Source organism: Variovorax sp. PBL-E5, from assembly GCF_901827185.1.
Taxonomy (GTDB): domain Bacteria; phylum Pseudomonadota; class Gammaproteobacteria; order Burkholderiales; family Burkholderiaceae_C; genus Variovorax.
The window spans coordinates 660,290-680,989 of the sequence record NZ_LR594672.1; the positions used below are offsets into that span (position 1 = coordinate 660,290).

The following is a 20,700-nucleotide window of genomic DNA, read 5'->3' on the forward strand; positions in this document are numbered from 1 at the left end:
GACACACAACATGGCAATCAAGCTCGCCGTCGGCGACGTCGTAGAACTCAAGTCGGGCGGCCCGCTGCTGACCGTGGTCAAGGACCGCGTCGAGCAGGGCAGCAAGTTCGTCCAGGTCGCATGGTTCGACGGTGCGGCGGTTCTGAAGCAGGAAGTGCTGCCGAAGGATTCCTTTCAGGTAAAGGGCATCAAACCGTCACCCGAAGGTGGTACGGCGCCCACCGCTGAGTAACGGGTAACACCCAAGACTGAAGCCGCCCACGAGGCGGCTTCTTCACGCGCGCCCGGCCCGGCGCGCGAGGCCCGATTACAGGCAGGTGTCGTGGGCCACCAGGTTCGGCGAGTCGAACCGGGCACCTGTGGGAGAGATGTAGCCCCCTTTAACGTCAAACGCGATGAGTGGGTAGCCCCCGTCATCGTCCACCACCGCCTCCGACACAGTGGCCACGAGCCATGCGCGCTCCTTACCCGGGGCCCGGAATTTCAGGTTAAGCGTGTCGCCTCGGCCCAATACGTCCTTCACCCGTAGTTTTTGGTCCAGGCTGGCAAGCTCGAGTGTGCGAACGCCGTCCGCGGTGCGCAGGAAGAGCACTCGGTCGGTCGACATGAACATCACACTGGCTGCGCCGGGCAGCGTCCCCTTGCTGTGCACGTAGGTCCCGCACTCGCCTTGCGGCGCATCGCCGACTTGCAGAAGCTGGAAGGCGCCATCGGCGGGGGCGGCGGGAGGAGGTGCGGACGCGGCTCCGCTTCCCAGGTACAGGGCAGCAGTGAGCGCGAGTAGGGGCTTGAGCATGGTGCAGAGGAAGTGAACAACCGCGTCTAGCTTCCCGCCTTTAGCCCGCTCGACGAGGGGCCGCCCTGGGCGTCTCCGTGGGGCTCCGCGCCGCCTACCCGTTCGCTGGCAGCCGTAGCCGGTTCACCACCTGCTCATACACCCAGCTGCTGCGATTCACCTCCGCCGGAGCCGCCGGGCCGACCGCCCTCACAAGTTTCGTGACCGTCCCGGCGTCGGGCTGCAACTCCAGGAGGGCGGCCCACTTGTCGGCTGCCAGGCTGACTGACGTTCGGTGGCCGTTGGCTTCCTTGAAAACAACGATGACGGGCTTGCGTTTCGGCTGCGCCCCTGTGGACAGATTGGGGGATACCAGGCCACCCGGCCGTTCCGCGGTGCTACGGGGGAGGCCGAATGGCGTCGTTATGTCGCGCGGGCTCGCCGGCGTGGGGACCGTTTGTGCACGGTCGCTCGTTGGCGGAACTGCCGAGAAGCCCGTGCGCTCCCCCGCTGCAAGCAACTCGCGTACGGCTTGGCTGAGCAATTGGTCCGACGCACCGGCGGCCGCTAAGGCTCGAAGGGCTTCAAGGTAAACGGGGTCTTCAGCCGACATAACTTCGAATTATGCCTGTCCGACCGGCATAACATAAACATAACTCGCATAAGTTATGCCGTATTATGTCGTTTATGCGATGTGAGGCAATGCAGTAGCGTTGCTTTTCGTGACCGATGCGTTTGATTTCTTTAATTCAATGTTTACTTGCTTTACGCCATCTAAGCTGTTGATATGGAAGGAATTTCCGTTGGACATGTGAGTCTTTTGAGGGGCAAATGTGAGCGAATTGAGGGACACCCGGAGCTTTTGGAGGGACCGTTGTGAGCATAAGGAGGGCGCATAAAGCCCCACATGTGAGCGTTTTGAGGGACTGGGCTGTGGATAACCGGCCAGCTTCGCAAAGGACGACATGTGAGCTTTTTGAGGGATACCCGAACCGCCGACATGTGAGCTTTTTGAGGGAGAGTCATGTGCACGTGTCGGCCAGGCCCGGGCAGTTGTGAGCTTTTTGAGGGACCTTCCCTGGACAGGCCGACCTGTGAGTGTTTCGAGGGACTGAGAATCCGTGCGCGACCTGTGAGCTTTTTGAGGGACCTACTCGACCGCGTGGCAACTCGCCGATAAATGAGGGGATGTCTGTTTGCAAGGAGACAACCTCGTCCGAGGACCCCGATGCCCATCGAAAGAACAGCGGCCTCATTACCTCGTTGCTCGCCGTTGACCTGTGAGGAGGTGACTGTTAGCCTTCTCACATCAAACGACCTACGCGAAAATCCCATTGGCCAAAGTCATAGGGGTCACCGGCGAGATACTGACCGATGACAGCCGCCAGCTATCCTTGCTCGCCGACAGCAATCTGCCGGAGCGACTTCGCAAGGCCGTTGAGGTCGTTCACATGTACCCGGTGTCCGGCCAATACAGCCATTTTTGCCGCCGGGTGTTCAACGCTTTGTTGTTGGTGACGACCAAGGGCTGGCAATCTATCCCTTCCGAGCTGCAGGCCAAGGTTCTAGACGAGCGACGAGTCCTCAGGTTCGCCGCCACCGTGGGGGAGCTGGGTAAGGTGTTGCGGGCCACGACCAGAGCAACTGAGAGAATTTACGACGCCGTGGAGAACCTGTACGGCCAGGAATTCCGCTTCGACGCGATGGGCGAGCGGGGCGACATGTACAAGGTGGCCAGCCGCCTGATATCCCAGTATTCGAGGAGTTCGGACGGCTCGGGAGAGGTGCAATGGGAGTTTCCGCCGGATGTATTCGAGATGCTCATGAGCCCAGGGCGCTGGGCGGCCATCGATATCCACCTAGCAAACCGGTTCAATTCGGGCCATTCGCTCGCGCTCTATGAAAACACGCACCGGTACATTCGCGTTCAACTGACGGCGCGGATGCCGGTTGTCGATTGGGTCAAGCTGCTCGTGAGCCCTGATGCGGCCGAGACCTTTCTCCAGCAAGGGAACTATCGCTACTTCAAGCGCGACATTCTCTTACCGGCAATGCGAGAGCTGGAGAGCACCGAGGCCTGTCCGTTTAGCGTCGAGCTGCTGGAGACCACAGGTTCGCGTAATAAGGTGACCCACCTTCAATTCCGGCTGCACCTGAAGGTCCAGGCCGCTTTAGACATGGACACCAGCCAGACCGGGGACCCTCGCCTCGAGGCCAAGCTGCGTGAATACGGAATCACGGAACGGGGCATCGACCAACTGCTGACGAAATACGACGAGCCCGTTCTCAGGCTCCACATAGCCGCGTTCGACAAGCGCCTGGCGGAAGGGGGTATCCGGGACAAGGCTGCAGCCTTCGTCCATCAGGTCAAGAATGATTACTACGGTCGCAGTCCCCAGCAGGAAGGTCAGGCCGACGCCCCCGCTCTCCCGGCTCCCGCGGTGGACACGCGGAAGCAGGATGAGGCCGATTTCGCCAAGCATATTGCGCAGCGAGTTCGAAAGTACTACTTGGGCCAGCCGCGATTTGTCCAGGACCAGCTGCTCCAGGCCTTCCTCAACAGCCCGGACACTCCGAACCTGGTGCGAGAACAGTTCGCGAAAAAGGGGTTCAAGACACCCGCCGTGTCCGGGACGTTCTACGCGTGGATGGCGAAGCAAGAAGGAGTTCTTTCCCTTCCGGAAGACGCATCACTAGATGCGTACCTCGACTGGCGCAACGAACCCAAAAGAAGCAAGGGCCCGAGAGTTTTGTCGACCAAAATCTCTGTAGGGGGGCCAATCTCTTCCGGCACGCGAAAGAAGGCGGCATCGCCTCGGGAGGTTCCGGCCGACTAGCCCGGTATTGCCGCCACGGCAGCGCCTGGCGGGCGCTCCTTGTCGAGCAAGGTGCCAAGCAGGCTGTAAGCGAACGCTTCGTCGACGACCCCAGCCTTGGCCAAGTCTAGATACTTAGCCAGCACCGTTTGGTGAATTGGCGCCACTGCCGTCGGCAGCGGCCAGTCGCCCAGCCCGGCAGCGCCCCCCACCGAAGGCCCACGTGCGGCAATGGCTCGTGTACGAGGGGCAGAGCTCAACTGCCGGGCTCGCATCCCTAAAGCCGGGGGTACCGGCTCGTCCCGGTCCAACCAGCCGTCCGGCAGGCCAAGAGCGTCCTCCATCGCTCGCGCCCGTCGCGGTCCGAAGGCGCGCCGCTGGCTAGCAGCCCGCGTCTCCGAGTTCATCAGGTCAGAGAGCATCGACGGTGCCGTGTTCAGCAACGTCGCCAAATGGGTCGTATGCGTGCAGGCGTCCGCCAGTCGCCTAAGGTTGCCGCGCCGCAAACGCTGGAGTTCCACGCTGCTGGCTTTCGCCCTGGAGTTGCGCTGAAGCGCTCGAATCATGTCCGGATGCCAAGGCTCGCCCGAACCCAGCCACGTCGCCGGTACCTCGGCGCACTCCGCGATTTGTGCCCATTGCAAGGGGGACAGCAACCCGTAGTCGTCCATGGCTCGCTGAAGCAGTGGCACTGAGCATTCAGCAGCTTTTGCCACGGCACCTGCCAAGTCGGGCGATTGCTCAAGGAGCTGGGCGACATGTGCGGCGGGGTTCATGGTCACTCCTTGCTGACAGCCTCGGGTCAGGTTGTACTGCGACTTTAAGGCGTTGAAGTATAACTTTACCCAGGCTACACCTTGAGGTCAAGAAGAACGGCGCGGCTGCGTGGAATTAGGGCAGGCCGGCCGCGCGAGCCCAGAAAAAAAGAGAGCCTGGGGCTCTCCTGGGGGAATGTGCCGTGGGGACCGGGCGTGCCCGCTGGACGGCCCATGGCAAGACGCCCCGCGCTGGGCGGGGCGTTCGCTGACAAAGCTAGCAAGCCCTATCGGCCGGCGTAGAGCGAGGCGGAGGCCATAACCCCGGCAGAGCGCATCGCCATGTAGCGTGTACTGGCCCCTGCCATCTCCGTGAATGCGGAGGTCACCGATTCGGTTTTGGTCGCATCGTAGGCCTTGATGTTGCCCGCCTGGAGGTTCAGGGCAGCGGCAAACTCGTCCACCTGGCCGGTGGGGCCCACCAGGGTGAACGTCCAGCGGCCTGTGGCCTCGAGCTTGGCGACGAGTTCGCGCAGCAGCTGCGGAGGGTAGCGGTACGACGAGGTGTCCTCGCCATCGGTGAACGGTGCCACGAGGAACGCAGTCGACGGCGAATCAGCGTCCGGGCGGGCCAGGAGCGAGGCGATGGTGTCCCCGATGGCGTCGTAGAGGGCGGTGCCGCCGGTGGGCGTGTACTCTTCCTCGGGCAGCGGACTCAGTTGCTCCGTCGGCGCCGCGCTCAGGACTTCCCGCGGCGTGCTGCTGAACACGTTCAGCGTGACCAGTGTCTTTCCGGCCTCCTTGGCGCCTTCCTTGATGACGCCGACCTGGTGGTTGTAGCCAGCCAAGGCAGCTGCGCGGTGGCGGTTCATCGACCAGGACTCGTCGAGGAGCAGCGCCGCATGTGTGGTTTGTTCGCCAACGGCGGGCCGGGAACGCTCGGCGCGACAGTCTTCAATCGAACGCGCGAGCAGGCGCTGGATGGCGGCAGGTAACTCGAAGGCCGGGAGGGTGGGCCGGACATGGGACTGGACGGTGAGGCCAAGGTAGGGCAGTACCAGGGGGCCGAGGCGGGGGTTATTGAGCACGGTGAGTCTCCTTGCGCGATTTGAAGAATTGAGCGATGGGGTTGGCGGGGGTGTGCACGAGCTCAGGAGAGGCCGCGCTGGGGGTGGTCGGGAAGTTGGCCTGGGCCGAATGGGCGCATGCGCCCTGCACACCGCCAGATGCGGCGAGCCAGTCGGAAGAAGTTGTCTGAAGGCTCGCGCCAGGTCCCTGGCGCATTGCGCTTTCGTAGGCGCTCAGCCCCAGCCGAACAAGGCCTGCGACCGCAACGTCGGAGGTCACCTGCAGCTCTTGGCGGACGCGGTCCACGCGCTCCTTTTCGTCGCTGGCGATATAGCCCTCGACTCGGCGGAAGCTGCTCTCCGCCAAGCGGCTTCGAAAGGCCTTCGTTCGTTCCGCGGGCTCGAGTGGCTCGGGGGGTGGTGATTGCTTGTACGTCATCGGTTTTCTGTCGTTACCGGTAACGTCTAGCGTGATGTTTTATACGCGCCGTTTTCGTCAGTTCGCTGGTTAAAGGCCCGCCCGCCCCACAGTGCCGAGCGAGAACCAGCGCCTTGCGAAGGGGCGGGCGGGCCCCTCGGATGTCCCGCCGAGAGCCGGAGGTCCAACCGGTCCGTACCCGTGTCACGCCCATGGGCACAAGAGCTTGATTGCTATCCGAGGGATGCCTGTCCTCGTTCCCGCCGCCTATTGCCTGGTCGTCATGCTGCTCGCAGCGTGGTTCGCCATGGACGCGCTCACGCTTCCCATTGGGCGTGGGCTGAAGCGCTATGCGATTGTCGTTTGCGCCTTGTCTGCGGCCCCCTTGCTGCACTTGCTCGAATCGCGAGCGCAGGCACCAGGCTGGACGACCGCCATATTTCTCGGCTGGGCGCTCGCCTTGGCGTCCGTAGCGGTCCTGCGCGACCGCCGGCTCGCACAAACTCGCGCGGCAAAACCGGCGTAGTGAGCCCGCCTCGGGCGGCGCGGAGGCCCCTTGGCCGCGGTGACTATAGGGGGAAGGTCACATCTTCTCTTTAAAGGCAAATCATGCAAACCGTTTTCGCTATCGCCATCCTCGCTGTTGTCATCGCCTCGACTTCTGTCCTGGTAACGATGCTCATCGAGCAGGTCAAGGCTGAACGTCGCGTGGCTGCCGAAAAGGCCGCCAAGCATCAACGTCTCCGCACGCTGGAAATGAACCTCCGGCACCTGGAAGCAGACTCGAAGTCCCGTAAGCTTTCCCAAGCTGAAATGGACGACTACGCTGCTTTCATCGCTGAGCGCAATGACTTGTCGGCCGCGTTGTTCCCGCAACGCAATCCGTCCCTGGCATTCGCTTAAATTGATTCCGCGCCCCTAACCCGGGCGCGTTTCTTTTTGGGCCTCGGCCTTGCCGACTAGCTACACGAGGCAGGAAATTTGCCAGGAACACACCATGAACCAAGATTCGAACACCGGCCTTTCGGTGCGCTACCTGCTGACAGTGCAGGGGCAGCCAGAGGAACTCGAGGTCTTCGTGACCAGCGTGCGGCATCCGACGGACGGCGACAAGCTGTTCCAGCCGAGTAGGGCGGTACCGGTGCCTGCTGGCCTGGAGGCCGTCGACCCCTTCGCTATCCCGTACTATCACTTCATCCAGAACCAATACCGCATGGCGGCTGAGGCGCTGGAGGCGCTCAACGAAGAGCCCAAGCTGGTGGCGTTGCTGAAGGACCCCGCCAAGCACCAGGAAGCACGCGTGCTCCTGAACCGCACACTGGACACCGAGGCGCTAGCCGGCGTTGCCCTTGTTCGCAAGAACGTGCGTCAGTACAACGCCCTCACACGTGCCCAGTGGGCGCAGAAGAACTGGGGGCAGTTTGACGACCGGCTGACATGCGCGCAGTTCGAGCGTGTCACGAACCGCCGAGGGCAGTACCACTTCACGTGGCACACCCTGGACGTTCGGATTCTCGACCAGCTCGGCGCGCTCCATCCGACCCTCTCCTTTGGCCTCGTCGGGGTGGACGAGCTCAACCTCAAGCAGGCCTACGGTTGGCACTGCGAAGGCTCAAGCACGTTCCACCACGGGGCCGGCGCAGTCGACCCGGGCAGGCCTACCTGGCTTGACCATCTCCCCGCGGCGTTTTCCGTCGCGTGATTCTCTCCAAGGGGCCGCATCTGCGGTCCCTTCCTTTTTTTTGGAGGCGCGCTCATCGCGTCCTTCGCTACCTCCACAAAAACTCCTTTTCTTCCGCCTCAGCGCACAAGCGCAGCCTCCTTAGCTGGTCACTTGGCGGCCAAGGCGACGACAGGGGGAGCCAGGGCGGCCTGGGTCGAAGGTTCGAAGGGGTCGGCGGGTGGCAGAGGTCGCGAGAGACCGTTTACAGAAAAATAAACGTCATCCGCTAAAAGACTCTTTCTCTCGCCTGAGACTTCATCAATAACTCTTAAACAAGAGCAAGAGTCCTTCGTGCGAGCGCGAGCGCGCGACCGCTCAAGCCCGGTCTAAAAACTCGCCCCTATACCTTGCATGTTCAACGAACCCGCCCCGCCGTGACACACCGGTGCCATGCGCAGGCCTGCCTGACCGCTGTGCGCCCCGAGCTGCTGATGTGCGCGAAGCACTGGCGAATGGTTCCTCGAGCACTGCAGCGCGACGTGTGGCGGGAATACCGCCCGGGTCAATGCGATGACAAAAAGCCTTCGAGTGCCTGGAGGGGTGCCGCCTGTGCGGCTATCAACTTCGTGGCCGAAATCGAGGGTCAACCCAAACTTCCGCCGCTGGCGGTCTGAAAAATCATGTCTCTCGACCTTATCCCCAACGAAGTCGCCCGGTACGGACTCAGAGCCGACTGGCACTCCATGAACGTCGTCGTGGTCAAGCGCCGCGGGGCGTCATCGAAGAACGCCGGCCAGGAGTACGAGGAAACGCTGGCGTACTGCCGCGACGTCCGAAACGCTTCGCTCTGGCTGTTCAACCACATCATCCGTGCGAACGGGGCTGACGCCCAGGCGGCCGCGGAGGTGACCACCAGGTCGCTCGCCGACGTCGAGGCCTTGATGGCTGTCGTCGACGAGGCCCAGCGGCACGTGCTGGCTGCGGTCGAATCGCTGGAGACCAACCTTGCAGCGCTGGGGCTCAGCCAAAAGGAGCTCGTGAAGGCTTTGGCGGCCGCGGATACGCCTGCAAAGGCCGACGGCGAATCTTCGGGCCAGTGAGCCTTCGGCGGCGATGAGCGGCGAGTTCTCCTATCGGCTTCGGAACGACCTGTACGAGTTGTACCAGGGGGAGAAGTTGCTTGGCCAGCCCATGCTGGCCGTCTCATTGGCTCTCGATGAGGTAAGCGGTGCGGTGCTTCAGCACGGCAGCCCGGAGCTCGTGGAGCCGTGGGGCATGGACCGCCGCGCCAAGCTTCGAGCCGACAAGAATTCCGCGGAGGCCGAGCGCCTGGTGGTGCTCACCGGCCGAATTCCGGTGGTCGAGCTGAACCGCTGCTTCACCCAGCCTGGGCATGCAGCCGAAGTCCTGGCGCGCGCCAGGGCGGGCACCCTTGAGCCGGAGCCGACAAACAGCTAAGCGGCGTTCAGCAGATAAGTCGCGGCGCTACACGCCGGACCTATGCCCAACTCCATTGAGCCCCGCCCCGACCACCACGGTGGTGAGCATGACGCGCCAGAGCTCCTGCGAGACCGACTTGCAGCTGCTTACGACGACGAGATGCTGTTCCTGGACCCTCCAAGTCTCGACAAGGCAATCGTTGGTGTCGCCGAGCGCATCAACCTCGGGCCGGTCGTCGTATACGACCGGAACAAGCTGGTGCAGGCCTTTGCTGAGGAGGGCATGACCGAGGAAGAGGCGGACGAGTGGGTCTCGTTCAACGTCGAAGGCGCCTTCGTCGGCGAGCGAACGCCGCTTATCCTTTGCTCGGTCGACCCCCTGGCGCCATAAGCTCGGTCATCGGCTTACACCAGAGACGTCGCGCCCCCGAAAAAAGCGCCTCGAAGGTTCGGCATTGAATTTCGACGTGGCGGTGCAGTTGGCGGGCCAGTACTGGAAGTTGCCTTGGCCGGCCTCGTTCCAAGCACCCAGGAGCGCCGGTAGGCTGGAGCATTCCGACGTGGCGTCGAGGGTTGCCATGTCGAAAACCACCGATGCGGGACCGAATAGCCTCAGGGCGGAGCGCCTCGGCCTCAATGCACCCGTTGGCATGTGTCGGCGAAATGCCGCGTGTCCGGAAGAATGCGGAGCTTGCGAGCAAGGCAGCTTTCGTCATGCGGAAAGGTCTTTCGTCGAGAATGTACGACTTGGCATGTTGGTTGTCCTTGGTTGCCGAACGTCCTATAGCCGGCCAAGCCGACGCTCGCTAAACCGAGAAGACCATTTCTAGGAACACCATGGCAGTGAATCTTCCAGTTAGGAAGCTGGCGAAGCTTTGCAACCCCTTCTCGAACCCCTGGACGACCGGCCGCTTCTCGGCACCAGACGTGCGCCGGGCATTGGCAGAGGGTCGCCTACGCTCCGAAGCCTTCGGGATGGCCACTGTCGAGTGGACCTTGACGGAGCACATCGAGCGCATCGCCTTTCTGGTCCACTACGGCTGGTCAGAGGCGGTAGCGGTCGATGTCGGCGTCCCCAGCCTAGGCTGCGTCGTCAATTGGCCCCTGACCGACGGCAACCATCGCCTCGGTGCAGCCCTCGTTCGCGGTGATGACGTCATCGCAGCTTCGGTCGCCGGGGACATCGACTATGCCTTCAGGCTCTTCGGGGTGGACGTGCGAGAATCGGATTTCGAGACCGTGCCGGCGTAGCGCACCCTTCGACGGACACATTTTCTTCTTTTCGATTCCTAGAGGTCCTCGCTCTTGCGGGGACCTCTTCCTTTTGCCGTCCGCGCGCATGGCTACACCATTGGCAAAACAACTTTTCCAAAGGATTTCCATGCGCCTTCATCGCTCCCTCATTTCAATCCTCGCCGCCACCGTTTTGGTCGCCGGCGCACACGCTGCTCAGGAAGGGCTGGAGTCCCAACCTCCGACGCTGCGCCTCGATGCAGCGGCGAATCTGGAGGTCGTGGAAGACACTGCATGGGCCAGCCTGACCGTCGAGCGTGAGGCGCGCGAGGCCAAGGACGCCCAGCGCCAGGCTGCAGCAGCGTTCGCGAAGGTCGTGGCACAAGCCAAGGAGACGTCCGGTCTCGATGTGCGCACGGAGAGCTTCTACACCGGCCCGGTCTACGGGCGCGACGGAAAAATCGCCAGTTGGCGCTCGCGCGGCGAGATTCGCATCGAATCCAAGAACACCAGTGCCGTTGCCCAAGCGGCCGCGGAACTGGGCACTCAAGCGCGTCTGACCGGCTCCGGCTTCTATCTCTCGACCACGGCGCGTACCCAGGCCGAGAAGGGACTCATCGGGACGGCTGTCGAAGAATTCCAGGGTAAGGCCAAGGTGACTGCCCTCGCCCTGGGGTTCCCTCAGACCGAAATCAAGGAAATTTCCATCGGCCAGAGCGGCTACAACCCCCGCCCGCCGGGGCCGATGATGAAATCGATGGCAATGTCGGCCGAAATGGCATCGCGAGCGACTGAGCCGCTGCCCATGGAGCCTGGCAAGGCGACGGTGTCCGTCACGGTGTCCGGCGCGGTCACCCTAAAGCGTTGAGCCATTGTGAACTCCTGAAGCCCCGCTAGCGGGGCTTTTTCAATTCTGGCCCTTCCCTATACGTGCCAGGCGCGCGCTGTCGCCCTCCGCCTGCCCCCTCACGGGGACGGTGAATTGAGCAGCGCATTCAAGGAAAACACACCCTGAGTGCCTTCGTGCATGTCACGCGAGGCGCCTATCGGTAATGCAGGCAATCGACACGAAATGAACGTGATGGCGCTTCGCGCTCATCCACAAAGGAAAACTCATGCTTCACATCTACAACGCACAGTCCGCCAAGAAGGCGGCTCGCTCCCTCGAGAAGTTCGCTACGAGCCTGGGCTTCGAGCTCAAGCATGGCCAGGCGCTCGACGCCCTTGCCACCATGACCGGCTTCCAGAATTGGGCCGCTTTGAACGACAGCGTCTCCCAGGAGGCGATTGACGCCAAGCTGATGCCAGTCGAGCTCGACCACATCGAGGACAACCAGGACGTCACCTATGGACCGGAGTATGCGGTCATGGCCCACAACGGCTTTGAGCTGCGCTACGCCCAAGGGGACGAACCGTTGGACTACGTGCGCATCTGCGACCCACTGGGCCGCGAGATTGCCTACTGGGTCAGCGATGAGTGGCAGCAGGACCCGCAGGCGGTGATGGGCGCCATTCTTGGAGCCCTGGTTCAGGGCGGACCTCTCGAGGTCGGCGCGGCCAAGAAGCCTGCGAAGGCGTCCGGGCCGGCGCGCGAGGCGACTCGCCCGCCCACCATCATGGACCTTTACCCCTTCGACGCGGTCGCGCACGTTGTCGTTGACGGTCGTTCGTTCCCAGTGCGTTACCTCGACGGCGATGTCGCGCAGCTGCTGGAGGAACCGGCCGCCGACTTCGACGAGGAGGACGACGCAAGCCATGTCGTTCTCGACTTGCACTTCGAAGAGGACGGGCGCGACGTGGACCACCCGCTGACCGTCGCCGAGCTCCGCGAACTCCGCTGGAGCGCGAAGGAGGGCGGGTTTGTGAACAAGAAAGGGACCCTCTACGAGTTCTACATCGAGCAGAAGTTTGGAGCTTCCGCTTCCGTTGCCCCCAAGGCGGCGGAGGTGGCCAGGTCCGAGGATGGTCCGATTGAGCTTTTTGAGGTTTTCTGCCGCGCGCCTGACGGGGTTCAAGCCACATCGGGTGTTGCCCGCGTGGCGGCCAAGAGCGCACAGGGGCCATAGCCGCCTGCCGCGCTGCTCAGCAGCGGTTCTGGAACGGACCGCAGCGGCCGCCCGTTGGCGAGTTCTCGTTCGATACGAGGAAACTGTCCAAGGACGCGTTTGGGCCCTACAACGTTTATGTTGACGGTGGCTATTACGACACGGTCGAAACCCTGACACACGCCATGGATTTGGTGGAACTCTTGCAGGGGGCAGCGACCAGCGATGTCGAGGTTCGGGATAGAGACGCATGGACAGTTGGATTCGCAGCCGCGGACAACCAGGCGTAGTTGTCTAAACGAGCACTGACGCTCAATTTCATAGCCGCACCAGTTTCCTGGTGCGGCTTTCCTTTGCGGACGCGCCGGCGCCAGTTTTAGCGGAGGGCCGAAGGCTAGCTAGACCTTGTACAGCGGATGCTGTTTTCAACACAAGGACATCGATGCAAGCAGAAAAAATCTCGCTCTTTTACAAGGACGCCAAGTCCAACAAAGAATACCACGCCCAGTTGGAGCAGAAGGAGCCAGGGTGGGTGGTTCTGTTTCAATACGGGCCGCGTGGCGGTACGCTGACCTCGGGCGCGAAAACGAAGGCTCCCGTCGGCTACGAGGCGGCGAAGAAGACCTACGACAAGCTCGTCAGCGAGAAGGTGGGCAAGGGTTACTCGCCGGGTGAAGCCGGCAGCGCCTTTGTCAACACGTCGATGGAGGAGCGCTTCACCGGCGTCGTGCCGCAGCTGCTCAACGTCATTGATGAAGAGCAGGCTCAGCGCTTGCTGGACGACCCCGACTGGCTGATGCAGCCGAAATACGACGGACACCGTCGTCTCACTCAGCACACCGGCACCGAACTGCTGGGCATCAACCGAAAGGGCCTGGCAACGGGCCTCCCAGAGTGTGTGGCCAAGGCGCTTGCTGCGCTCGAAGGGCATGCACCCTACGTCCTGGATGGCGAGCTCATCGGTGAGACGTACTTCGTGTTCGACATCCTCGAGTGGGAAGGCATGGACATGAAGGTGCAGGAGTGCGGGTACCGGGTGAGTATGCTGCAGGCTGTGCAGGACCTCCTGAAGGCCGCCGGCGCCAAGCAAGTGGCCATCACCGGCACGGCCTACACCAGCGAAGCCAAGAGAGCGCTCTATGCGGCTGTGAAGTCCGCGTCCGGCGAAGGCCTTGTCTTCAAGCATCGAGACGCCCAGTATGTGCCTGGTCGCCCCAACTCCGGCGGCAACCAGCTCAAGCGAGTGTTCACCCATCGAGCCACCGTGATTGTCGGAGCGCAAAGCACGACCAAGCGCAGCGTGAGCATGGTGCTGCTGGACGAAGCCGGGGCCGAAGTCGATGTGGGCAACGTGACGATTCCGCCCAACCACCTCATCCCGGCCGTGCGCGCGCTGGCTGAGGTCGAGTATCTGTATGCGTTCAAGGGCGGTAGCCTGTTCCAGCCGCGGTACCAAGGCGCTCGTGACGACGTCGGCACCGACGCCTGCTCGTTGAAGCAGCTCGTGTTCAAGCCTGAAGGCGTGAGCAGCGACGAGGCTGACGAAGCCTGATTCTGAAAAGGCCGCCGAGTTACCTCGGCGGCCCTTCTTTTTGTCGAGGCACTAGTTCTGCGCAGGTGCCGCTGTTGACGCAGGCTTGTCAGAAGTCGCCTCAAGGACCAACTCGCCGAGCGAGGTGAGCCTATTTGAGACGTGCTGGACGCCGGCTTGCGCCGCCTCACCGACCTTGGTCAGCGTGGACGCTGCAGTGTCGCTCGCTGAAGTGACGTTCTCACCGAACGAGGTGAGGGACTCCTTGACGCCATCCGCGGTACTCGTCGCAGTGACCGCCGCGCCCTCTGCGCTGGACTTTGCGGTCTCGGCAGACTGCTTCGCAGAGTGCATCGTTGTCTCGGTGGACTGTCCGAGCCGGATGAGCTGCTCCTTCAGCTGGTGAGGGCTCGAGGGCACGTTGCCATTGCAGCCAGCAAGTAGCGCAAAGGCGGCCACGAAGGGAAAAAGATTTAGATTCACGAAGGGGCTCCAAGGGTTGATACCGGGTGTAGCGGAGTGCCCTGGAGAGGCCAAGAAAAAGAGCCCTCGGAGAGGGCTCTTAAATTGCTCCCGGATAGGCCTAGCTGGCGGATGCCAGAGCCTCCTTGGCGATGGCGCTCGCGGCACTGCCGTCGTAGTTGGTGCCATGCTGTTCCTTCAGGGCCTTCATCACAGCGCCCATCTGTTTGGGTGAGCGCTCGGCCAGGCCCTGGACAATGCCAAGGATGGCCGAGGTGAGCTGCCCGTGGTCGAGCTGCTGCGGAAGGTAGGCGTTGTAGACGCTGACTTCCTGGCGCAACGCGTCGCGCGCGGCAATACGTGCGTCATCGGTTGCATTCTCAAGTACCACGATGGCTTCCTTCGCGTTCTTGATGAACTTCTTGACGGTCGCTGCGACCTCCTCGTCGGTCGTCTCGCGATTGCCGGCATTCTTGCCAATCATGGCTGCCTCGGAGTAGAGGGTGGTCAGTGTTGCCGCCTTTGCCGCCTCCTTGGCCTTGCGGGCTTGGAGAGAGTCGTCTTTGATGCGTTGAAGCAAACTCATGGGGGTCCTTTGTTGTTTAGAGGTCTACTTCCGTATAGGCGACGCCGAAGCCCGTCGTACACGTCTAGCCTTCCAAGCCTTACCGATTAGAAGGTGGACAGCCTCGATGGCCCGATTAGAACCTGGAGGGTTGGCGGGAAAGCCGCACAGTGCGGGTACCCGCCCAAAAAGCGAAACGGCCCGGTTGGGACCGGGCCGCCTGACGGTCGGAGGGGGGCTAGCGCCTACAGTGCGGCAGCCTGCGTCAGCATTTTGAGAGCGGTAGCCTCATCCAAGCGACCCTCGCGCGCCTTCAGCGCCAGCGTTTGGACCAGCGCGGTCGCGATGGGCCCGATGGTTCCCACGTCTTCCGGAATCGCAGAAGCAGCCGGCGCTGCAGCGAAACGCCGCTGCTCTGCCGAAGCCGGTGCGCGGACCGTGGCGGGAGCAAAATCGGCCGCCGACGGTGTGGACACGGGCGCCGATGCACCCACGGAGGCCAGCGCAGGGACTGACACGGGAGCGGGCGCGCGCGTCGGAGCGACAACACCCGTCGAGAGCCGAGGCATCTTGACATCAGCCGGCGCCAGGACACGGGTGGTGGGGCCCTTGCGAGCAGCAGGCTTGCCAGGAATGAGGCCCTGGGCAGCCTCGCGAAGGGCCTTCTTGGTACCACGAGGCTGCTTCGGGCCCGGGTCCAGCATTTTTACGACTGCAGGAGGAATGTCCTTCGCCGTCCGCGGACCATCGAACCAGTCCTTGGGAAGGTGGAGAGCAGTCGTAAACCGCTTGACCTCCGCATCGTCGAGCTTCTTGTTCCTGTGAATCCGATGGGAGATGTTGGCCGGGCTCATGCCCATGATTTCACAGAGCTTGCTCTTGGCACCAGGGGCTTCGGTCAGCACGGCCAAGTTGATGCGGCGGGTGTCGAGGATGTCCTCGCCGGGCGTGTGTGTCGTTGGAGCGGTCGCAGCGGGCGCCCGCGTCTTCTTGGCGGCCGCCGCGGGCGGAGCCACGGTCTTGGCCGCCGCTGTCTTCTTCGCGGGCTGAGAGCTTTGTTTTTTGGCCATGTCTTCGTCCTGTCGTTGAGGTGCGGCTTCTGTGCTGGCTGGCGCTGCTTCCGGCACCGCTGCGAGCGTCAACTGGACCGGTGCCTGAACTGCCACTGCTGTTTGCGTTTCGGTTGATTCCGCTTCGTTTTCAGTCGCGTTGAAGTTTAGCGGAGATTTTAAACGATTTACAACTTCAGGTGTCAAGCGGGCGTTTACGCGGTCAAGGAACCCGCTGGGCAGCTCTAGCGTTACCTCGATGTGGTACGCAACGTCGTGGGGAAAGTTTTCGCCTCGAAGCAGCTCATTCACGCGCTGCAGTGGCATGTCCAGGGCTAGGGCGAGGTTTTCGACGGAGGTCGCGGCGTCCAGGAGAGCTTTAAAGTTTCTGACCTGGATGGCCGAGGCGAGCTGGGTGGGGTCTATCGCGGGCGGTTGATGCCGTGGCGCATTGTTGCGCTTCTGAAACTCACCAAATTGGGGCTGTCGGTTCGACCGTGCCTGGTGTCTTCCGGGGCTTTGATACATAGGGAGACGCTCCTGAAACGAATAAAGCACGTTAAGACGGCGAGTATAGCCCATGAACACTTTCGATTGCCTGTCTTTTTATCGGTATGAAACAGGCCCTCTATACGCCCAAAGCACTTTGAAGCGGATTGAATGGACCACGATTTTGGCTACGTCTACGTACTCACCAACCCCTCGATGCCGGGGCAGGTGAAAGTGGGCATGACCAGGCGACGGCCTGAGCGTCGAGGCGCGGAGCTGTCCAGTGCCACCGGGGTTCCGCAGCAGTTTGAGCTCTTCTACGCGCGCTCGTTCGAGGACTGCGCGCTCGCCGAAAAGGTCGTGCATTCGGTCCTGGATGAGCAGGGTGCCAGGACGGCGAAGAACCGCGAATTCTTTAACCTTACGCCCGAGCAGGCTAAAGAACTGATTGACAAGGTCGCGGAAAGGCTTGCGGTACCCGAAACGGCCGATGTCTTCGCCGAAGCCTTCACCGCCCGCGCCCAGCAACACCTGACCTTACCCCGGCCTAGCGTCGCCGAGCTGGAGGAGGCTTTAACGCTCTTGGAACACGCGGCGTCTCTCGGTCACCATCTGGCGCCATATCTGGCCGGCGAAACAGCCGTTGCGCTGTCCGAGAGAAAGAAGGGTCCTGCAGGGGTCGCCGAGCGATTGGTTGCTCGGGGCCGCGAGCTCTTTCAGCTGTCCGCGGAGCGCGGAGTCAGTCGCGGCTTCGGTAGGGCCGCCGAGGCCTCTTTGCGCCTGGGAGAGACCTTTGAGTACGCCACGCTCTGGGGCCGCTACCTCGCGGCGCTTCCTCCGGACGAGCCTATTCCCGAAGAGGAGCTCGAATTCATCCTCGTTTTCGTGCACGACCACATGTTCAGCGGCGAAAAGGCATGCCCACCGGTTCATGGCTATCTCCAGGCAAACTATCGTCAGTTGCGCGCCGGCGCACGCGGGGGAGGGGCGTCCAAGGAGTTTCTTGTCTGGCTTGACGAATACGCCAGTACGCTCAGCAGCCGGCTGGTGACAAAGGCGAAGTGGCCCCTGGTCGGCCTCGCTGGTCTAGCGGCATTCTGGGCCATTCGGCCGGAGGCCTTCGTGCTCTTCCTCGCTGCAGCCTTGCTCCTCGCGGGCGTAGGTGCCGGCATCAGAAGGCGGTACCGGACACGCGCCGCTTTGAAGGCACCGAAGACGGGCCGAATCGACGTTAGCGGGCGACGCTAAAGCCTTGGCGCAGGAGGATTTACCCCATCCACTGCGCTTTTCGACCCGTAGGTGTAACCGATGAAGACGAGGTTGCTATAGGTGTTTGCTGACGCTTTCTGAAGCACTCAGCGGCCTTTCATCGGCAAGCGGCGTGTCCGGACGCGCTGCTTCCCGGGGAACAAGCAACTACCGACCCACCGGGCGCGCTCGTCGCGATGGCCGGGAATCCAGAGTGGCACCAAGTGCGCCTGGGTCGTGTCGCGGGGCCGTTGAAGCGGGGAAGTTGGTCCGCTGGCTTGGCCAGTCGTTGCTTTCGTAGATTTGTCCTGACGAAACTCGGGGCTCCGCGGAAATCGAAAGAGCAATGGCGCGTGCTGGGCCGGCGGGCTGAAATCCCCTTCGCATTCGTGCGAGCGCCAGCAAAAACCAGACAGTCGGTTTGAGCCAGGCAGGAAACTGCTTGACTGGGTCCACTTGAGGTGACGTCGTCGACGGGACTCGAAGTCGTTGCCAATGGTAAGCTCTACGCTCACCAGGCCGAACGCGTTGACACAGGGCTGCCTTAGCCTAGAGACCGGTGGAGTTCGCTTCACCGCGGTACACGAGGCGGCCACCGTGGGTTTGTTGCAGGTTGCGCTATGTCTCACCAGGCCGACCATGGAATCGACCATTCAGAGGGCTCACGTACGGGAATACGGGGGCCCTTTTTTCTGCTCAGCTGCCGCCTCGCATGACATTCCCCAGGCTGATGACGTTGGAATCGACCTCATGCGGCGTCATTTCGTCCAACCCAAGGAACACCATTCCCCGGCCGGCTGGACCGTCTCCCGCGCAAATGAAAGTGCACCGGCCCGGTGCAGGCAGCGCTTCCGCGGGGCGAAGAAAGTCCACAACGAACCGCGCACGCTCTTCGGAAGCGGCGCAGAAACGATATTCCCTGCCCAGGCGCACGCCCCAGTTGCGATAGGCCGCCTGGCCGGAGAGCAGTAACGCCCTGCGCCGAGCGGCAGCCTGCTTGGCCACTGCGTTGTCGTGCAGGAGCTGCGCCTTTGACAGGGCTTCGGAAGCCAGGCCCCTCGAAAATGCATTCGACCAGACCATCTCGGCTTGGCACCGGTTCACCGAGTCCGCAAAGAAAGCTGCCTCCCGCTCGGCCTCGTCCACAACCTTCCATTGCTGGCAGGCCTGGATGTACGTGAGGTCGATTACCTGCGCTTGCATTGCTGAGGGGTCGGCCGCTTAGTGACCCGCGTCCTCGACACCCAATGACTTCGCACCGCCGCCGATGATGCGGTAAGGCAGAAAGGCGAGCTGTACCCAAAGGCGAATGCAGCTGTCGAAGTACGCTTCCATGAAATGGTTCCCGTTGAGGTGACCGGCTGTTTAGGCAAGCGACTTAAATGTTTGCGCAACGGCATAAAAGTCAGCGCTACACGACGTCAATCCAGCCAGCCGCTGGCGTCAAGGCTCACTTCGGGAGATTCCATGAGTCAGTTCACGATGTCGCTGTCCCTCGGCGGAACCCGCGAGATTTACAGCCCCGAAGCTGTGGTCAAAGCCATGGCCCGCTCAGAAGGAACGAACAACGCGCTCCTGATGAAAACCTACGGTCGAATGCTTGACGTCGGTGCCCAGCGCTTCATCTCCAAGCCGTCTTCCTCCGACGCGCTTGCGCCGCTCGCCCAGGCGTGCCCCAACTTCCAGGGCGTGGTCGACGACTTGCGCAAATACCTGGAGCTCGCGCTCTATGGCTCATCCCCGCTCAACTTCGTGCCAATCCTGCTGGCAGGCGAGCCTGGGGTCGGAAAGACGCACTTCGCCGCAGAACTGGCGAAGGCGCTGAACATCCCGCATCGCTTCGTCTCGATGGGCACCATGACCAGTGGCTGGGTGCTGTCCGGGAGCTCGTCGGGCTGGAGCGGTGCACGCCACGGCAAGGTGGCCCAGGCGCTGATTGAGGAGACCATCGCCAACCCGGCGTTCACCCTCGATGAGGTGGACAAGGCAGGTGGCGACCACCGCTATGACCCCTTCGGCGCGCTGCTGCAGTTGTTGGAGCCGGACACGGCCAAACACTTCACCGATGAGTTCCTCGACGTCGAAATCGACACGTCAGGCATCTTCTGGGTCGGAACCGCGAACAATCTCTCGGCCATCCCCGACTACATCCTCCAGCGAATGATGGTGTACGAGGTGCCGTCCCCGACGCGCGCCCAGGCCGCCAGCATCGCTCAAAGCATCTATTCGGGGCTTCTGGCCGCTAACGGCTGGGGTTTCGACCCGGACCTCACCGATGCCGTGCTCGAACACATGGCGGAAGTGTCCCCGCGGGAAATGAAGAAGGCCCTGCTCGACGCCATGGGGTCCGCGCGCCTGGCCAAGCGTGAGACGGTCCTTGCCGACGACGTCGGACATTCGCACGTGAAGAAGAAGACGTCGATGGGCTTTCGAGCCTGAATGCTCGCCGGCAGGATTCGGGCGTGATTGAGCGGGAAACGCCGAGCTTTAGCTGGGCGTTATGGCATGAGGGGCCTGCGGCAGCTAGCCGTCGGCTTGCCGGCGGGCCGGAGCCAGGTCAGGCGGACGCGAGGGCGTTCGCCGCGCCGAGATTGGCCAGCGCATCCGCGCGTTCATTGCCTGGGTCGCCATTGTGGCCCTTAACCCAGGTCATCTTCACCTTCCGCTTCGCGAAGAGGGCATCCAGCTGCTGCCAGAGGTCGACATTCTTGACGGCGTCGCCGCCGGCGGTACGCCAGCCCTTGCGCTTCCACCCGGGCATCCACTCGGTTAGGCCCTGAATTACGTACTTCGAGTCGGTGAAGACCTCGATGCGGGCGCCTTCCGGGACGCGGCGAAGCGTCTCGATTGCAGCCGACAGCTCCATCTTGTTGTTGGTCGTTCCAAGGGCACCGCCGTGTCCTTCCACAACCACGGTGCCATTCTGGTCGCGGAGCGAGAACCCCCAACCTCCGTTGGCTGCGGCGCCGACCTTGCCGTTGGCCTTGCAGGCACCGTCGCAGTAGGCGACGTAGCTGAGAGCAGTCGGAGCAGGGGCGGCGAACAGGTCGTTTTGCATTTTAGATTCTTGTGAGTGGTGTCAGCATTATAGCAGAAAGAGCTTGGCTCTAAAGCCCCCTAAAACGTTTTAGCCTTCGGGCGTCGT

General features: G+C 62.4%; 23 protein-coding genes. 14 read left to right on the forward strand and 9 right to left on the reverse strand.

The window, feature by feature from the left end; genetic code table 11:
- Positions 1 to 10 precede the first annotated feature (10 nt).
- A complete protein-coding gene (locus WDLP6_RS31080; protein WP_162571067.1) occupies positions 11 to 232 on the forward strand; it encodes a DUF2158 domain-containing protein in 222 nt (73 codons plus the stop codon).
- Positions 233 to 307: 75 nt separating this feature from the next.
- On the opposite strand, the gene WDLP6_RS31085 is transcribed toward WDLP6_RS31080, so the two are convergent.
- Positions 308 to 796 carry a hypothetical protein gene (locus WDLP6_RS31085; protein ID WP_162571068.1) on the reverse strand — a complete coding sequence of 163 codons (489 nt, stop codon included), beginning with the start codon at positions 794 to 796 and terminating at the stop codon, positions 308 to 310.
- Positions 797 to 2,109: 1,313 nt separating this feature from the next.
- Between WDLP6_RS31085 and WDLP6_RS31090 the strand changes: the two genes are divergently transcribed.
- Positions 2,110 to 3,612 carry a replication initiation protein gene (locus WDLP6_RS31090; RefSeq protein ID WP_162571069.1) on the forward strand — a complete coding sequence of 501 codons (1,503 nt, stop codon included), beginning with the start codon at positions 2,110 to 2,112 and terminating at the stop codon, positions 3,610 to 3,612.
- On the opposite strand, the gene WDLP6_RS31095 is transcribed toward WDLP6_RS31090, so the two are convergent.
- The 3 genes from WDLP6_RS31095 to WDLP6_RS31105 all read right to left on the reverse strand — a co-directional run bounded on the left by WDLP6_RS31095 (position 3,609) and on the right by WDLP6_RS31105 (position 5,852).
- Positions 3,609 to 4,367 carry a hypothetical protein gene (locus WDLP6_RS31095; protein WP_162571070.1) on the reverse strand — a complete coding sequence of 253 codons (759 nt, stop codon included), beginning with the start codon at positions 4,365 to 4,367 and terminating at the stop codon, positions 3,609 to 3,611. The genes WDLP6_RS31090 and WDLP6_RS31095 overlap by 4 nt on opposite strands.
- A 266-nt stretch (positions 4,368 to 4,633) precedes the next feature.
- Complete coding sequence (locus tag WDLP6_RS31100; RefSeq protein ID WP_162571071.1) at positions 4,634 to 5,434, reverse strand: vWA domain-containing protein; 801 nt, start codon at positions 5,432 to 5,434, stop codon at positions 4,634 to 4,636.
- Positions 5,424 to 5,852 carry a hypothetical protein gene (locus WDLP6_RS31105; RefSeq protein ID WP_162571072.1) on the reverse strand — a complete coding sequence of 143 codons (429 nt, stop codon included), beginning with the start codon at positions 5,850 to 5,852 and terminating at the stop codon, positions 5,424 to 5,426. Before WDLP6_RS31105 ends, WDLP6_RS31100 begins: the two co-directional genes overlap by 11 nt.
- A 223-nt stretch (positions 5,853 to 6,075) precedes the next feature.
- Here WDLP6_RS31105 and WDLP6_RS31110 point away from each other — a divergent pair, with 223 nt between their 5' ends.
- The 10 genes from WDLP6_RS31110 (at position 6,076) to WDLP6_RS31155 (ending at position 13,763) form a co-directional block, all read left to right on the forward strand.
- On the forward strand, positions 6,076 to 6,357 hold the full coding sequence (locus tag WDLP6_RS31110) for a hypothetical protein (protein ID WP_068673868.1): 282 nt from the start codon (positions 6,076 to 6,078) through the stop codon (positions 6,355 to 6,357).
- Positions 6,358 to 6,440: 83 nt separating this feature from the next.
- Complete coding sequence (locus WDLP6_RS31115; protein WP_068673866.1) at positions 6,441 to 6,734, forward strand: hypothetical protein; 294 nt, start codon at positions 6,441 to 6,443, stop codon at positions 6,732 to 6,734.
- 94 nt (positions 6,735 to 6,828) lie between these two features.
- Positions 6,829 to 7,533, forward strand: a complete 705-nt coding sequence (locus WDLP6_RS31120) for a hypothetical protein (RefSeq protein WP_162571073.1) — start codon at positions 6,829 to 6,831, stop codon at positions 7,531 to 7,533.
- Positions 7,534 to 8,174: 641 nt separating this feature from the next.
- Positions 8,175 to 8,594, forward strand: a complete 420-nt coding sequence (locus WDLP6_RS31125) for a hypothetical protein (protein ID WP_146039457.1) — start codon at positions 8,175 to 8,177, stop codon at positions 8,592 to 8,594.
- Between the two features lie 13 nt (positions 8,595 to 8,607).
- Positions 8,608 to 8,952 (forward strand): hypothetical protein, encoded by a 345-nt coding sequence (locus WDLP6_RS31130; protein ID WP_068673860.1) that lies wholly within the window; start codon positions 8,608 to 8,610, stop codon positions 8,950 to 8,952.
- 42 nt (positions 8,953 to 8,994) lie between these two features.
- Positions 8,995 to 9,324 (forward strand): hypothetical protein, encoded by a 330-nt coding sequence (locus WDLP6_RS31135; RefSeq protein WP_068673858.1) that lies wholly within the window; start codon positions 8,995 to 8,997, stop codon positions 9,322 to 9,324.
- Positions 9,325 to 9,770: 446 nt separating this feature from the next.
- Positions 9,771 to 10,184 (forward strand): hypothetical protein, encoded by a 414-nt coding sequence (locus tag WDLP6_RS31140; RefSeq protein ID WP_174258345.1) that lies wholly within the window; start codon positions 9,771 to 9,773, stop codon positions 10,182 to 10,184.
- 130 nt (positions 10,185 to 10,314) lie between these two features.
- The gene (locus tag WDLP6_RS31145; RefSeq protein WP_162571074.1) at positions 10,315 to 11,034 is read left to right on the forward strand and encodes an SIMPL domain-containing protein; all 720 of its coding nucleotides are present in this window, start codon (positions 10,315 to 10,317) and stop codon (positions 11,032 to 11,034) included.
- A gap of 247 nt (positions 11,035 to 11,281) precedes the next feature.
- Positions 11,282 to 12,232 (forward strand): hypothetical protein, encoded by a 951-nt coding sequence (locus tag WDLP6_RS31150; RefSeq protein ID WP_162571075.1) that lies wholly within the window; start codon positions 11,282 to 11,284, stop codon positions 12,230 to 12,232.
- 421 nt (positions 12,233 to 12,653) lie between these two features.
- Positions 12,654 to 13,763, forward strand: a complete 1,110-nt coding sequence (locus WDLP6_RS31155) for a WGR domain-containing protein (RefSeq protein ID WP_162571076.1) — start codon at positions 12,654 to 12,656, stop codon at positions 13,761 to 13,763.
- Between the two features lie 51 nt (positions 13,764 to 13,814).
- Here the strand turns inward: WDLP6_RS31155 and WDLP6_RS31160 are convergent, their stop codons facing one another.
- The 3 genes from WDLP6_RS31160 to WDLP6_RS31170 form a co-directional block, all read right to left on the reverse strand.
- Positions 13,815 to 14,225, reverse strand: a complete 411-nt coding sequence (locus WDLP6_RS31160; RefSeq protein ID WP_162571077.1) for a hypothetical protein — start codon at positions 14,223 to 14,225, stop codon at positions 13,815 to 13,817.
- A 100-nt stretch (positions 14,226 to 14,325) separates the two neighbouring features.
- Positions 14,326 to 14,790 carry a GatB/YqeY domain-containing protein gene (locus tag WDLP6_RS31165; protein ID WP_162571078.1) on the reverse strand — a complete coding sequence of 155 codons (465 nt, stop codon included), beginning with the start codon at positions 14,788 to 14,790 and terminating at the stop codon, positions 14,326 to 14,328.
- Positions 14,791 to 15,014: 224 nt separating this feature from the next.
- Entirely contained in the window at positions 15,015 to 16,400 is a 1,386-nt protein-coding gene (locus WDLP6_RS31170) for a hypothetical protein (RefSeq protein ID WP_162571079.1), read from the reverse strand.
- 78 nt (positions 16,401 to 16,478) lie between these two features.
- Between WDLP6_RS31170 and WDLP6_RS31175 the strand changes: the two genes are divergently transcribed.
- A complete protein-coding gene (locus WDLP6_RS31175) occupies positions 16,479 to 17,555 on the forward strand; it encodes a GIY-YIG nuclease family protein (protein ID WP_162571080.1) in 1,077 nt (358 codons plus the stop codon).
- 696 nt (positions 17,556 to 18,251) lie between these two features.
- Here the strand turns inward: WDLP6_RS31175 and WDLP6_RS31180 are convergent.
- A complete protein-coding gene (locus WDLP6_RS31180; protein WP_162571081.1) occupies positions 18,252 to 18,758 on the reverse strand; it encodes a hypothetical protein in 507 nt (168 codons plus the stop codon).
- A 264-nt stretch (positions 18,759 to 19,022) separates the two neighbouring features.
- On the opposite strand from WDLP6_RS31180, the gene WDLP6_RS31185 reads away from it, so the two are divergent.
- A complete protein-coding gene (locus tag WDLP6_RS31185) occupies positions 19,023 to 19,994 on the forward strand; it encodes an AAA family ATPase (protein WP_068673841.1) in 972 nt (323 codons plus the stop codon).
- A 118-nt stretch (positions 19,995 to 20,112) separates the two neighbouring features.
- Here WDLP6_RS31185 and rnhA read toward each other — a convergent pair whose 3' ends face one another.
- Positions 20,113 to 20,613, reverse strand: a complete 501-nt coding sequence (gene rnhA / locus WDLP6_RS31190) for a ribonuclease HI (protein ID WP_162571082.1) — start codon at positions 20,611 to 20,613, stop codon at positions 20,113 to 20,115.
- Positions 20,614 to 20,700 lie beyond the last annotated feature (87 nt).

Bases quoted from the DNA above. Each gene is read 5' to 3' on its own strand.
- WDLP6_RS31080 (WP_162571067.1), top strand. From the start codon at position 11: ATGGCAATCAAGCTCGCCGTCGGCGACGTCGTAGAACTCAAGTCGGGC.
- WDLP6_RS31175 (WP_162571080.1), top strand. From the start codon at position 16,479: ATGGACCACGATTTTGGCTACGTCTACGTACTCACCAACCCCTCGATG.
- WDLP6_RS31180 (WP_162571081.1), bottom strand. From the start codon at position 18,758: ATGCAAGCGCAGGTAATCGACCTCACGTACATCCAGGCCTGCCAGCAA.
- WDLP6_RS31125 (WP_146039457.1), top strand. From the start codon at position 8,175: ATGTCTCTCGACCTTATCCCCAACGAAGTCGCCCGGTACGGACTCAGA.
- WDLP6_RS31145 (WP_162571074.1), top strand. From the start codon at position 10,315: ATGCGCCTTCATCGCTCCCTCATTTCAATCCTCGCCGCCACCGTTTTG.
- WDLP6_RS31165 (WP_162571078.1), bottom strand. From the start codon at position 14,790: ATGAGTTTGCTTCAACGCATCAAAGACGACTCTCTCCAAGCCCGCAAG.
- WDLP6_RS31115 (WP_068673866.1), top strand. From the start codon at position 6,441: ATGCAAACCGTTTTCGCTATCGCCATCCTCGCTGTTGTCATCGCCTCG.
- WDLP6_RS31085 (WP_162571068.1), bottom strand. From the start codon at position 796: ATGCTCAAGCCCCTACTCGCGCTCACTGCTGCCCTGTACCTGGGAAGC.
- WDLP6_RS31170 (WP_162571079.1), bottom strand. From the start codon at position 16,400: ATGGGCTATACTCGCCGTCTTAACGTGCTTTATTCGTTTCAGGAGCGT.
- WDLP6_RS31150 (WP_162571075.1), top strand. From the start codon at position 11,282: ATGCTTCACATCTACAACGCACAGTCCGCCAAGAAGGCGGCTCGCTCC.
- WDLP6_RS31110 (WP_068673868.1), top strand. From the start codon at position 6,076: ATGCCTGTCCTCGTTCCCGCCGCCTATTGCCTGGTCGTCATGCTGCTC.
- WDLP6_RS31135 (WP_068673858.1), top strand. From the start codon at position 8,995: ATGCCCAACTCCATTGAGCCCCGCCCCGACCACCACGGTGGTGAGCAT.
- WDLP6_RS31140 (WP_174258345.1), top strand. From the start codon at position 9,771: ATGGCAGTGAATCTTCCAGTTAGGAAGCTGGCGAAGCTTTGCAACCCC.
- rnhA (WP_162571082.1), bottom strand. From the start codon at position 20,613: ATGCAAAACGACCTGTTCGCCGCCCCTGCTCCGACTGCTCTCAGCTAC.
- WDLP6_RS31130 (WP_068673860.1), top strand. From the start codon at position 8,608: ATGAGCGGCGAGTTCTCCTATCGGCTTCGGAACGACCTGTACGAGTTG.
- WDLP6_RS31095 (WP_162571070.1), bottom strand. From the start codon at position 4,367: ATGAACCCCGCCGCACATGTCGCCCAGCTCCTTGAGCAATCGCCCGAC.
- WDLP6_RS31105 (WP_162571072.1), bottom strand. From the start codon at position 5,852: ATGACGTACAAGCAATCACCACCCCCCGAGCCACTCGAGCCCGCGGAA.
- WDLP6_RS31155 (WP_162571076.1), top strand. From the start codon at position 12,654: ATGCAAGCAGAAAAAATCTCGCTCTTTTACAAGGACGCCAAGTCCAAC.
- WDLP6_RS31185 (WP_068673841.1), top strand. From the start codon at position 19,023: ATGAGTCAGTTCACGATGTCGCTGTCCCTCGGCGGAACCCGCGAGATT.
- WDLP6_RS31120 (WP_162571073.1), top strand. From the start codon at position 6,829: ATGAACCAAGATTCGAACACCGGCCTTTCGGTGCGCTACCTGCTGACA.